Genomic DNA, 12,451 nt, shown 5'->3' with positions numbered 1-12,451 from the left:
GATTTGTGAAGTTTCTGTGACAATCTACAGCAAGCAGTGCTCAGAGGGATCGCTATCGGCGGACAGGAACTCGCCTACCCGGGACAATAAACAACGTATGGAGGATGGGTAACGGATAGCTAACTTCCGCAGCCCCACCGCGATGGGGCGGGCATCATTACTGACACCCAACTCTTTCGGGGAGCGAGGGTTGTCAATGTGGAACGCCAGAGTATTCAGCCCCTCACGCAAAGCATTGGCGGGTACCTGCAGTTTCAGATGGCGATTTCGGGCCGGCCAGGTAATGGTCTGTTCTCCCAGTGGCAACCCGTTGAGCGACAATTGAAAACTCTGGTTTTTTTCCGGGGTCACAAACGCCTGGAGATCCAGATCCAGCACAAACTCGTCCAGTCCGATGGGCGGACTGTCGTTAAGATGGAATCCCACCACGGACTCTTCACCCTGGCTCCAAGTGCCCCACTTCTCGGGGTGCGACCAGCCCTGTATCAAGTAGCCGTCGCTGTCGAGGTGCTCGCTGTCTGTATACACAATGGAGTCCGCATCCAGGACCTTTGCTATAAAGTAATGGTCTTGAAATAAAGCACTCTGGTGCTGTTCGCCCTTGTTGTCGGTAAGACTGAATTGCTGCACTTCAATATCGTTAATCCCCCGACCGGCTCCGCTGCCACCTTCGCGCCAAGCTGCGCGATAGTCCGTGACATTGATGGTCGCCCCGCTGGCGGATTTCGTTCTTCCCCGGAGGTTGGCCTCAAAAGCATTGAGCAAAAACTCGCCGGAAGAAAAACTCAAGGTCACCTGCAATCGCTCGCCCGGCTGCATAATTGGCAGCTTCACCGGTAAGTCCACTGGCTGTTCGCCTCGCGCTCTGATCTCCAGAGTCGGAGATGCCGCGGCGGAACCCTCTGGCACGCTCAGATCCAATTGCACACTCACTTTTTGCCCGGCAGGAATATCAATATACTGCCCTGCAGAGATGTAGGTTGGATGCTTTCCAACCGTTGTTTGCTGCTGTTGAAGAAAAACCACTTGGTTAGGGTTAGAAATGCCGTTGCGCAGACGCTGGTTTGCGGACCGGGCAAGGAGCCACTCTGGCCTCGCACTGTCGGACTCGAAGGTGCTGCCCTCTTCGTAGCTTTCCGCAAACAACTTGCCATTATGCGCCTGGTATTGACGACAACGCTTGGCACTCACGCAACCCAGAGTTTTTCCATCCCCCAGATAGGCGAACAGTTGGCCCCGTGAAAAAAGCATCGGGCGACTTTGAGGAACATACTCGTTCTGAAAGAAGCTTTCCCCCTGCAGCCAACCCTCTCGGTCCGGTACGCCAAGATAATCCAGAATCGAAACCGCCATATCAAGCTGGCCAAAGATCCCCTCTTTGATACCGGGCTGTAACTCGGGTGCCAATGCAATGTTTAGGCCCCAGTTGGCGCCGTGACGCTGATTGGGAATATCGTGGGATTCATCGGCGGTAATAATAACGAGTGTATCGTTCAGCAAACCGGAAGCCTTCAACCCCTCCATAAACTCCTGCAGTGCTGCATCCAATTTGGCGACGGCTGCCAATTTGCGGCTTGGGTATCTGGCGGCCTCTTCATCGGTCACGTCGTAGGGATGATGGGTACCCACCGTCAAGAGCGTCGCAAACCAGGGCTGTTCGGCCTCGTTGGCCTGTTGCAAACGCTGCAAACTTTTGCGAAACAGGTTGTCGTCACTGGCGCCCCAGCCGTTCAGACTGTCCTGCTGCTCAAACCACTCACTGCCGTGAACCTCAACAAATCCGGCAGCGGGCATAAACCTGTCTTTGCTCATAAACGCCAGAGGTGCTGATTGCAAATACAGAGTTTGATATCCCCTGTCCGCCAGGATAGTTGGAAGGCAGGCTGGCCTGTTTGCCGGTGGCAGCTGCAGGTACTCCATGGTTTTGGGCGTCGTGGAGCGGGCCGTCAACTTCGGGTAATCGCCACACAGCAGGCTATACAGGCCTCGAATCGTCTGGCGGGTATGCGCCACGAAGTTGGGGGTAACCTGTCCCTGTTCCGCGATGTTACTCAAACCCGGCATTTGAAATGCATCGATAGACTGATCGCTGCCCTGTGGCAGGCCAAAGTACTCTCTGACGGACCGAACGTAAGCACCGGGAATGCCTTCAAGCGCAATCAGCAGAACATTGTGGCGACGTTCCTGAAGAGGTTCACCATCCCGGGCCTGCGACCTTTCCTGCTTCAACAAAGGTCGCAGCACCGGTGGCGCTGGCTCTACAGCTTCCAGACTGTCGGGTTCCAAACCGTATTCTTCGGAAATTGCTGTTCCAAGCGTAAGAAAAAGGGGATGTGTGGTACGCCAGTCAGAAAACTCATCGACGCTGGTATAACCACCCACCGCCAACACCAGTAAGCCAGCCCCGATACTGATAGCCCGGGCTTTGGGGGAGCTGACCGGGTGCCGGTTTAAACAGAGCAATGCGATCAGTGCCAGCGCCAAGGACAGCGGGTAAAACAAAGGAAAGCTGAAGGCCTGTAACGACCCCTGCAAAAAATCGGCATCTTTAACGTAAGCGATATCCGCCAGATCCACCGGTTGGCCAAGCGCAACAATGCTCTCCATATTTGGCCAGTGCATTAAGGCCCAAAGCGCCGCCAGCAGAACCACATCCACACTTAAAGAAAAGAACCTGGCACCACGGACAATCAGAGCAAAGCCCATGGCCACCAGGGCATCCGCGGCAATCGCCGGCAGCATCTGGTGCAGAGCGTAGAGCTTGCTGCCGGTCTCGTGCATCAACAGTGCACGCATGGCGAGTTCAAGGCCAAACAGAAAAAGCCAGGCCAGAGCAAAAAATCTCATGGAGTTACCCACGGCTTGCTTCAGAGCGGCGTGCCAGATCCACCAGGTTATCGCAGAATCGCCGGGTTGCCTCGCGCCAGTTGTCCCAACGCCAGCCTTCCAGCGCTGCCACCTCGTTTGTATCACCGAGCTGCGCTTTCACCTGCGCCGCCAAGGATCCGCAATCAGAGAGATCGAAATAGTCGCAATACTGACCGCCCACCTCCCGGAAGATGTCGATATCGCTGCAGATCACTGGCAGATTATTGTTCATGGACTCAATAATAGGCAGGCCGAATCCTTCATCGTGCGAGGCCAGTATCAATCGATTGGCGCGTTGATAACAATGGTTCAATTCGGCATCGGTGGCGTCGTTCACCATCACCAGGGCCTGACCATGGTGTTGGTGTTGCAAAACCCTGTCCACCAGATCGTCGCATTTCCAGCCCTGACCACCGATAATCAACAGGCGTGCTCTGACACCCTGCTGCCAGAGCTGGTCGAAAGCATCGAGCACGTAGCGGTGGTTTTTGCGCGGTTCGATGGTGCCCACCATTAAATAGACGGGTTCATCGCTGGCGAAGATATCCATCAATTGCGGGCGAACGCTGCCCCTCTGAGTTTGACGACTGAAGTCGCTGCCCGAATAAAAATAGTCATAGACCTTGCGCTCTCCCGCCTGAGAACCCACCAGAGCATTAACTTTATTACGGGTGCGTTCCATGGTCGTTCTGGAGACGCAAATGTATCCGGCCGCCAGCTGAGCGACGGCTTCAAACCACTTGGAGAAATCATCCACAAGTTTGCCGTGAAAAAATTCGGGATTGGTGAGCGGAATAATATCGTGAACGGCACCGTAAATCTTCGCGCCACTGGCATTTATCGCCTCAAACGCCTGCGGTGCCTGACTGTAGTTCCAGGATGCGTCGATAAGAATCAGGTGATCATTCTCTGACAACTCCAGGCGTTCCAGGCGCTGGTCTTCCACCCGATCACCGATGGTTCGCAATCCCTTCTTCAGCGCTCGCAGGCCGAGGTCCAGCGCCTTGACCACCACAAACAAGGCCCGCCGGGCATTCTTGGAACGCTGAAAGGATGGTCGCTCATTGATGCGTTGATAACGGCGACTGAGTCCGGCGTGACGCTGCTCAACGCGCTCCAATACACGATAGGGCCAGGGAGGCACATCAGAGTATTGGGGTTCTTCATCTACGTCCGGCAGATCCTTGACCCCATACAACTCGCCCTCCTTCAGCACCACAGGTCTGAACTCGACCTCCTCGGTGGCTTCGGGCAGGTGCTCGACAATATTGCGCACCACGCGCTGAATCCCGGTGTTATGAGCAGGATTAAAAAAGGTATGGGTGCATTCGATCAGGAATCGCATGGGCAGGTAGAATCCTTTCCAACTTCATTCACTACAGCCCTGGCATGACAGGACATGGGTTACCAACCTCGGGCAGAGGCCCGGACAAATAGGGTATTCGACAAGCGGCGCACTATAGCATTGATGGGGCCGGTTGGACCAGCCAGGGGGAATCTCCGCATAAATGCTTGCGGGCGTCTATTCTTTCATTGATAGAGTTTTCAGACCACAAGTGATAATGACTGTCATTATCATTATAGAGCTGGTCAATTCAGGCCAGTCAAGGAGAAAATCATGACCCGTATAATCGCCGCCATTCTGATCCTCAGTCTTAGCGCCTGCATTGAAGCCATCGAAGCTGAAAGCCCGAAAACCAGCTGCGAAGGCATCATGCGACTGGTGGATAAAGAGAAATTCAAAGAAGCCCTGGAAGAAGCCCGCTGGTGTGTCGAGGCACTGGAAAGCAGCCTGCAGGGGTCTGTCGCGAGTTTCTTCAGCGCCAACGTTGCCGGCTGGCAGCGCACAGACGTGCGACAGGAAAATGCACTGGGTATGGGCAGCATCATTGGCGAGTACAGTAAGGATGGCAAGACCTTGACCGTCACACTGATTGGCAGCAAAGGATCCGGAGGTGCATTCGCTGGCGCCTTGGGAGGCTTGGCGAAAATGGGACTGATGCAACAGGGCAGGCGTTTTCGGGTACAAGGTTTAAAGGCATCTGCGGACCCACAGGGCCAAATCACCATTACCTTGGATGACGGCTCATTCATCACCGTAAAGAGTCCACAGTACTCAAGACAGGAAGAAGCCCTGAAAGCGCTCGAACCCTTTCTCGACGCCTTTCCTTTTGCTGACATCAACGATCAACGCAGTTAACTTTTTTCTGTGATCATTCAGTAAAAAAGATGAAGCTCATGCCAAGCTGACAGGAATGAGCAATGGTTGCTTTTTCAGTGTGAATCAGTTCAATAAATTTGCGTAAACACCCGTGCTAGCATTCTCGCACTGAAAAAATGCACGGGTGGCGACATGGATAGGTTACGAGTAATCAAACACACGATCGGGTTCGTTTTCTTTGCCGGAGTCGTTGCAAATGGCTGGGCACAAAGTTCCGAAACGGGACCATTGGTCGAGCCGGAAGGTAAACGACAGCCCGCCGAAAATACGCGGATGGCCGACGACATCCTCTTGCAGGTTTCTGCCAACCTTGAGGCAGGGGTTCATACCATTAAGGCTGCAAACGCCGCGAAAAAAACGACTGAAGACACTTTCAGCTTTATCATTGTAGAACCCAGCGCTGCGGACCTGGCAGACGCCCAAGCCAATTCGGATTTCGTTTACCTGGCAGAGCGCTAACACCGCTCTGCCACTGCCTCACCCGCGAAGTCGTCCATCGACTCAGCACTTGACGCAAATAAAACGCCGCTATCATTAATGATCCGGAAGTCACTGTCAGGGCTTCTCATTATTCCTGCATTTATTTAGCAAAATGACCTGGGTGACAAGGTTTCAGAAATGCGCATTGGTCGCGTTTTCAGTGTGAGTCAGTTCAATAATTTTAGCCACTGCCCCGTGATAGCATTTTTGTTCAACACATTTTTGATGGGTGCAGCATGGGCAATTCTCCAGCAATCAAAACAATCGGCCTCGCAGCAATATTGACGGTCGCCTCCTCCAGCAGCCTCGCTCAAAATTCAGCAGCGATGGAACATCGTGAATTTGGTCAGGGCATGCCTGAAACTCTGGAGCAGATTCCCCCGGGAATTTTTCGAGCCCAGTTAAACGAACTGCCGACGGCAGCGCAAAAACGCGCATTGGAATGGCTGCAAAACTTTCACTTTACCAATTTGGACCTGCCGTTTCTTCGTGCCGACTCCGGCGGTGGCATCTTCTTTGAAGACCCGATTCACGATGCTCAGGATGTTGAACAAAATACCTCGACGGGGGAAAGCTCGACCCCTGAAGCCAGTAATATTTCGGAAGTTGAAGCGTTCAGCTTAAATAGCAAAGCCGGCGCATCGCGCACCGTTTATCTGGACATGGACGGCCATAACGTAACCGGGACTATCTGGAACAACAATCAGGGCGTGGATACTTTTTATATGCGTCCCTACGACACTGACGGCAACGAAGCATCATTCAGCCAAAGTGAACTGAACGATATCGCAGAAACCTGGAAGCGAGTCGCCGAAGATTTTGCTCCCTACGATATAAACGTAACCACGCAAGAACCCGCTAATTTTGGCCCCGATGTCGGGCATATACTGGTTACCCGCAAGGCCGATGCCAACGGCCAGGAGATCTACAGTTGTGGCTGCGGCGGCGTCGCCTACGTCAACGTCTGGGGACGCAGTAATTATCCCTTTTATCAACCCGCACTTGTATTCCTTGACGGTGTCGGCGGCCCGCACAACATTTCAGAAGCAGCCTCTCACGAACTCGGCCACAATCTGGCTCTCGGTCATGATGGCACCTCAACCAGTTCCTACTATGGCGGACACGGCAGCGGAAATACCGATTGGGGACCCATTATGGGGGTCGGCTACTACGCACAAGTCAGTCAGTGGAGCAAGGGAGAATACGCCGATGCCAGCAACACCCAGGATGACCTGCAAATTATCGCCGGGCATTTAGGCTATCGCATTGACGACCATGAGGACGTCAACTTTGGTAACGCCACGGTGCTGCAGATCAGCAACGGTACAGACCTTCTGGCCACTAATCCGGTATCCGACCCCGGCAACCTCAACCCGGCTAACAAAGGCATCATTGAAGACCGTAACGATATTGATCTGTTTTCCCTGAACGTCGGTGAAGGCCAAATGGACATTGCCGTCACCCCGGCGTGGATAAGTTCATACACGTCGCAAAGTCGCCGGGGCATGAACCTGGACGCGCAAGCCATCCTCTACGATGCCAATGGCTTCGAAATTATTCGCAGCGATATCGCAGGAGACACCTACGCACAGATTTCCACTTGGGTGGCTGCCGGACAATATTTCCTGGCCATCGAAGGTGTGGGCGCAGGTGACCCGGCGACCACTGGTTACAGCAACTACGGCAGCTTGGGGCAGTACTTTATTACCGGCACTGTCCCTCAGGAACTGACCTCAACAGAACCACCGACCGCACCAACGGATTTGGCTGCACAACTGTCCGGGGAAACAAGCATCCAATTAGACTGGAGCGATCCCGCCTCAACACCTGAATCGGATGAATCCGGTTATCGAGTCTATCGCTCGATGAATAACGGCGCTTACCTTCAAATCGCCAACGTGCCTCGCAACGGCACCACCTACGCCGATAACAATCTTGCTTCCGGCGATTATCGCTACTACCTGCAGGCCTATAATAGTGCGGGCAGCAACGACTCGAATGAGACATCCACAGTATCCATTGTTGCCCCCAGTCGAGTCCACGCCGGTGGTGAAACCTCGGTCAGCGGCACCACGGAAATCGGATCTTACCTGGACACCACCGTGGCCTCTGGATACCAACGATTGGTCGAACAACATCAGGGCGGTAAGCCGCGAAATCGTGTCAGTCGCCTGGAACACTACTGGCATCTAAGCGGTGTTAATGCATCGGCTGCTGTCACACTGACCCTTGACGCCGAAGCGGAGGCTAACAGCGAAGGCGACAACTTTGAAATCGCCTACGCCATTAACGGTGGCAGTTTTAACACTCTGGCTACACTGGAGAACGGAACCGGACGTCAAACGCTGACGTTGCCCTTACCCTCCGGCACTAGCGGCAATGTTGATATCCGTGTAACCGATACTGACCGCACCACAGGCAACGGCCAGAGTACAGCCCTGGACGTTTTCTACCTCGATATCACGTCCAGTGGTGAACCCGGCGATCAGATGCCCGTCGTTAGCATCCTCAGCCCCGGCGAGGGAAGTCAGCACAATCTTGGAAGCGAGATTGCCTTTGCGGCCAACGCCACTGATCCTGAAGATGACGATCAGGTTGTCACCAACGCTATCGGCTGGCATTCCGATAACGACGGAAATCTGGGCAGCGGCCCTAACCTGCTGCTTTCCAACCTCTCGGCCGGAGCGCATACCATTACTGCGCAGACCACCGACTCGGCGGGCAATATTGGCAGTGACTTTATTAATCTGATTATTGTCGATCCCAATGCGGCGGTACTGGCAGTCGACAGCATGACTCCCGGTTCAATCTCTCTGTCTGAGTTAAGGCAGGGCGCCAGCTTTACCATCAGCGGTGCCGGTTTTGATGCAGACGCACAGATCACATTTGCCAACGGTTCGGGGCCAGCCCCGGTTGCCAGCAATGTTCAAGTTCTGGATGATGAAAATATTAGTCTGGACATCAGTATCGGCAATGGTGGACCGAACAAGGCTCGCACCTGGGATGTTGTGGTGACCAATCCCGATGGCAGCAGTGCTGTCTGTACTGATTGTTTGCAGATAGTGCGTTGATTTTGGAGCTGAGCCGTCGGGTTGTACCTGACGGCTTGGGTTTGCCCAGATCGGACCATAGATTGCTTCTGTTCGAAAGACTTAATTCCGAATAAAGAATAGCGATTTATTTCTATCTTTACCCCACACCACCCGTCTTACCTTTCACAACCCACCGGGCCGCAGTCAGTGCCTTTTTCCACCATGGGCTGCATGGCGCGGTATTATCGGCGGTTTTAAACACAGCGTAGTAACCGATCTGTCCTATCGACACTGGCTCCAAGTCTTCATCCAAACCATTCTTTGCTACTCGCAAAACCTTACTCAACCAGACTTCACTGATCGAGACGCCTCTGGCCTTGAGATGTTTACACAACAGATGCGCAGACACACTGAAAGCGCACTGCATTTCATGCTCGCTCAGTCCGCCTGGCCGGCACAGTATGTACGGTGCCCACGCTAAAATCTTGATAGGGTCGTGCCCGTTAACTTGAACGGCGTTGTATTGTGCGATGTAATCGCTGTAGACGTGGATAATCCCCCTGGTCAGATCGTTTTGCCCATCTGAATCCAGTTTGATATTGTAGTTTTCCAGTGCCGACAAATAAGGCGTCAGGATTTCATTAAGGTCTTTCAGCGCTTCAGGGGAAGAAAAGGAAGGGTTGAGTGGCATTCACTAAATCCTTGTGACGAAGGGCGGCACCCTGCCTCCCAGTGGTGCAGGTTAACGTTTGGCGGATTCAGTACCCCACGCCATGTTCATGAGCCTATCGGCCCCCTCAATGATCTCTGTCAGCTCCTCACCGCGTTGAACACGAGCGTTGAGCCCACCAAAGAACTTGCGAGACCGCTTGTCATAACCGTTGCTCATAGGCTCCAGTTCGGAACTACTGCGAGCCACCCCCTGCATTACTTCATCACAGATGGCCTTGTACTCTTCAGCAGTGATCTGTAGCCCATGCTTGCTCATTATCTAGCCTCAATGTATATAAACAGTCCTGCATGTGGCCGTATAGTAAACCATTGGTTTAGCAGACCGCTATATGAGCAAAGAAAACTTAACACTATCTTTAGCAGTAAAAGGTTATATACGGCCAGCCTAACGGATCAATTGCGCCCTCAGCGCTTCGGAATGCACCTGGCATATGATTTGACCTTTAGGGCTTCACACTGCCCTGACATTAAGAACTCTGCCCCACAGCTGCCCAACTGGAAATAGGGGAAAGTCAAAAAAGAAATGGTCGGAGTGGCCGGATTTGAACCGACGACCACCACACCCCCAGTGCCTCAAAATGGCCATTTTCAGTGAATCGCCATGAACAAGCCCACACCACCAAACACAAATTACTCTATATTTATCAACAGCTTATAAATTCATTGTTGTTCACTGAGATTTTTTGCCTTTCCTCTCAATTCTTTCAATTTGGACTTAATATGGACTTAAATTTTAGAGAGCCCTAAAATGCCCTGAAATTGAGGGACCAACGATGAAAGCCAAAATCAGCAATACCAGCGTCAAAGCACTCAAGCCTGAAGCCAAGGCCTACGAGGTCATGGATACCGAGATCAAGGGTTTTCTGTTGCGGGTGCAGCCCACTGGTAGAATGACCTTCTACTTCTCCTATCGGACCAAGGCTGGAAACCGCAAGCGGATTAAGATCGGCCAGCTATCCCCTTCCAAGACCGTCGCCCAGGCCCGCGACGAAGCCAAGGGCTACGCCGGTGATGTTGGCAAAGGGAACGATCCCCAGGGGGAGAAACAGGCAGACAAGGCCCGCGCCAAGGCAGTCCGGGAAAGCACCCTGGAAACCTTTATCGACAAGCACTACAAAGACTGGGCACTGGCCACCCTCAAATCTGGTCAAGAAACACTCAACAATATCGAATACAGCTTTAAGCACCTCAAAAATACCCCCATGGCGGAAATCAGCCTGTCCGCCATCGAAAAGTGGCGCACAGAGCAGCTGGAGGGCCGAAAGCTGAAGCCAGCCACCATTAACCGCCGCGTTAATTCCCTGCGTGCCATTCTGACCAAGGCCGTGGAGTGGGAAGTGATCGATGAACATCCCCTACAGCGCCTCAAATCTCTGCCAGAGGACTCCAACAAGCAAGCCCGATTCTTGAACCAGGAGGAGGCAGATCGCCTGATGGCGGCCCTGAGAGAGCGTGACGAAGAAATGATCGCCGCTCGGGGCCGGGCCAATGAGCATCGACGGGTTCGAGGCTATGAGCTGATGCCATGCCTGGAGGGCAAGGCCTACGGTGACCGCCTGACGCCACTGGTAACCCTGTCATTGAAGACCGGAGCCCGGCAGGGTGAGCTGTTTGACCTGGAGTGGCGGGATATCGACACCGAAAGACAAATCCTCACGGTCCGGGCTGAAAACGCCAAATCCGGCAAAACCCGGCATATTCCCCTGAATCAGACCGCCCTGACGGCCATTGAGCACTGGAAGAAGCAGGCTCCCAATAAATCCGGTCTTGTATTCCCCGCCGATGACGGCAGCCGCCTGGATAACGTCAACACCGCGTGGCGCAACCTGCTGAAAAAGGCTGATATTTCCAACTTCCGCTGGCATGATATGCGTCATGATTTTGCATCAAAGCTGGTGATGAACGGTGTACCCCTAAATACCGTTCGGGAGCTGTGCGGACATGCTGATTTGAATACAACATTGCGCTACGCCCATTTGGCGCCGGACCATAAAGCAGAGGCTGTGGCGTTGATCGGATAAGGATGATGGAATGCCCTTGGAAGGACCTTGGTATACGCTGGATGAAGCCGTACAGAAACTCAACAACACTCGCTCAGATGTATTCTACGAAATAGAGCAAGGGAACCTGACCGGCGTTCTCATTTGTCGTAAAACGCCGTTCCTAGTTTATTCAACTACCAAAAATGGAAAGAAAGTTGGACACTGCCATTTCTACTATCAAGGCCCTGTAGCCGCCAGTCCACAGCTTCTGAAAGCTCTGGTGCTGAATCGAAGGGCCGATCAAATTTATTTCTACCAGCCGTTAGACCTTTCATCGATATCTCACTTTTCTGGCAACTGCCCTTTTGAAGACTTTGGCCCTCTAGACGACTGGGAACCCTTATCGATAGACGAGGCATTTGCGTCTGGTAACCACACAGTATTGATGCCCCATAAAACCCAGGATTTTAAGCAGGGATTGCGCGCGGCCTTTGAAGTAACAAAAGAACCGGATTACGATCCTTTAGCTCCGCTGAAAGCCCTCAACGCCGCACCACTGACCTATAGCTGGAATTTTTACGCCAGTTGGAAATTAAAAGATCTCCGAATACCAGCATCCGAAATCAGGAAAATTCAAAGCCCTTTGCTAAAGGAAGTGAAGAAAGTCGCATCTCGGGGGAAAGCCACTCGCAATCACCAACTGAAAGAACTGATTACACGGGTGCTATTGGACCATCCAAATGCTTCCAGCCAAGATCTATGGAAGATAATCAGAGCGGAATGCGACAGTGAAGAGAACATCTACGATACAGACAATATTCTTCTCGCGGTAGACGCGGACGCAATTGATTGGGTCAGTACTTACGGTGTCGAGCAAAGTTTGAAACGCAGATCCTTTACTGCGCTGGTCTCGAAAATCAGAAAAGAACTGGCCGACAATGCAATTAACTGAGTAATCTGCCTTTACCGAAACGCCGATCATCTTTTTAGCAAAACTGTCGATACCGTGCGGCGTTTTTCAAGACAGATGTCACCATTAGTTCATTTTTTACGCTGCTTTCTCACACTCATGGTCCGAGTTATCCGGGTTTAGTTCGACCTCTTTGATGTAATCCCACTTCCTAGCCTCTCCAGAC

At 52.7% G+C, this 12,451-nt stretch carries 9 protein-coding genes; 5 read left to right on the top strand and 4 right to left on the bottom strand.

From position 1 onward, the window contains the following. Window positions 1-24: 24 nt before the first annotated feature. Window positions 25-2,847 (bottom strand): LTA synthase family protein, encoded by a 2,823-nt coding sequence (locus HBA55_RS30145; protein ID WP_166999199.1) that lies wholly within the window; start codon window positions 2,845-2,847, stop codon window positions 25-27. A gap of 4 nt (window positions 2,848-2,851) precedes the next feature. After that, window positions 2,852-4,213, bottom strand: coding sequence for a glycosyltransferase family 4 protein (locus tag HBA55_RS30140; protein WP_166999197.1), 1,362 nt, complete (start codon window positions 4,211-4,213; stop codon window positions 2,852-2,854). Between the two features lie 273 nt (window positions 4,214-4,486). Between HBA55_RS30140 and HBA55_RS30135 the strand changes: the two genes are divergently transcribed. The 3 genes from HBA55_RS30135 (at window position 4,487) to HBA55_RS30125 (ending at window position 8,640) form a co-directional block, all read left to right on the top strand. Continuing rightward, window positions 4,487-5,068, top strand: coding sequence for a hypothetical protein (locus HBA55_RS30135; protein ID WP_166999195.1), 582 nt, complete (start codon window positions 4,487-4,489; stop codon window positions 5,066-5,068). Between the two features lie 153 nt (window positions 5,069-5,221). Next, complete coding sequence (locus HBA55_RS30130) at window positions 5,222-5,548, top strand: hypothetical protein (protein WP_166999193.1); 327 nt, start codon at window positions 5,222-5,224, stop codon at window positions 5,546-5,548. Window positions 5,549-5,805: 257 nt separating this feature from the next. After that, on the top strand, window positions 5,806-8,640 hold the full coding sequence (locus HBA55_RS30125) for a fibronectin type III domain-containing protein (RefSeq protein WP_166999191.1): 2,835 nt from the start codon (window positions 5,806-5,808) through the stop codon (window positions 8,638-8,640). Window positions 8,641-8,758: 118 nt separating this feature from the next. On the opposite strand, the gene HBA55_RS30120 is transcribed toward HBA55_RS30125, so the two are convergent. Together HBA55_RS30120 and HBA55_RS30115 are read right to left on the bottom strand one after the other, a co-directional pair. Beyond that, on the bottom strand, window positions 8,759-9,292 hold the full coding sequence (locus HBA55_RS30120) for a hypothetical protein (protein WP_166999189.1): 534 nt from the start codon (window positions 9,290-9,292) through the stop codon (window positions 8,759-8,761). A 51-nt stretch (window positions 9,293-9,343) separates the two neighbouring features. Beyond that, on the bottom strand, window positions 9,344-9,589 hold the full coding sequence (locus HBA55_RS30115) for a hypothetical protein (protein WP_166999187.1): 246 nt from the start codon (window positions 9,587-9,589) through the stop codon (window positions 9,344-9,346). A gap of 517 nt (window positions 9,590-10,106) precedes the next feature. Here HBA55_RS30115 and HBA55_RS30110 point away from each other — a divergent pair. Further along, window positions 10,107-11,354, top strand: a complete 1,248-nt coding sequence (locus tag HBA55_RS30110; RefSeq protein ID WP_166999185.1) for a phage integrase — start codon at window positions 10,107-10,109, stop codon at window positions 11,352-11,354. A gap of 10 nt (window positions 11,355-11,364) precedes the next feature. Next, window positions 11,365-12,267: a hypothetical protein gene (locus tag HBA55_RS30105; protein ID WP_166999183.1), complete on the top strand. Its 903-nt coding sequence runs from the start codon at window positions 11,365-11,367 to the stop codon at window positions 12,265-12,267. The last annotated feature ends 184 nt before the right edge of the window (window positions 12,268-12,451 follow it).

Source organism: Pseudomaricurvus alkylphenolicus, assembly GCF_011683955.1.
Taxonomy (GTDB): domain Bacteria; phylum Pseudomonadota; class Gammaproteobacteria; order Pseudomonadales; family Cellvibrionaceae; genus Pseudomaricurvus; species Pseudomaricurvus alkylphenolicus.
Note: the sequence above shows the minus strand (reverse complement) of the source record. Positions and strands in the feature narration are given on the sequence as shown.

What these genes read in the sequence shown, in the direction of transcription:
- HBA55_RS30130 (WP_166999193.1), top strand. Translation starts at nt 5,222, where the DNA reads ATGGATAGGTTACGAGTAATCAAACACACGATCGGGTTCGTTTTCTTT.
- HBA55_RS30115 (WP_166999187.1), bottom strand. Translation starts at nt 9,589, where the DNA reads ATGAGCAAGCATGGGCTACAGATCACTGCTGAAGAGTACAAGGCCATC.
- HBA55_RS30145 (WP_166999199.1), bottom strand. Translation starts at nt 2,847, where the DNA reads ATGAGATTTTTTGCTCTGGCCTGGCTTTTTCTGTTTGGCCTTGAACTC.
- HBA55_RS30110 (WP_166999185.1), top strand. Translation starts at nt 10,107, where the DNA reads ATGAAAGCCAAAATCAGCAATACCAGCGTCAAAGCACTCAAGCCTGAA.
- HBA55_RS30125 (WP_166999191.1), top strand. Translation starts at nt 5,806, where the DNA reads ATGGGCAATTCTCCAGCAATCAAAACAATCGGCCTCGCAGCAATATTG.
- HBA55_RS30120 (WP_166999189.1), bottom strand. Translation starts at nt 9,292, where the DNA reads ATGCCACTCAACCCTTCCTTTTCTTCCCCTGAAGCGCTGAAAGACCTT.
- HBA55_RS30140 (WP_166999197.1), bottom strand. Translation starts at nt 4,213, where the DNA reads ATGCGATTCCTGATCGAATGCACCCATACCTTTTTTAATCCTGCTCAT.
- HBA55_RS30135 (WP_166999195.1), top strand. Translation starts at nt 4,487, where the DNA reads ATGACCCGTATAATCGCCGCCATTCTGATCCTCAGTCTTAGCGCCTGC.
- HBA55_RS30105 (WP_166999183.1), top strand. Translation starts at nt 11,365, where the DNA reads ATGCCCTTGGAAGGACCTTGGTATACGCTGGATGAAGCCGTACAGAAA.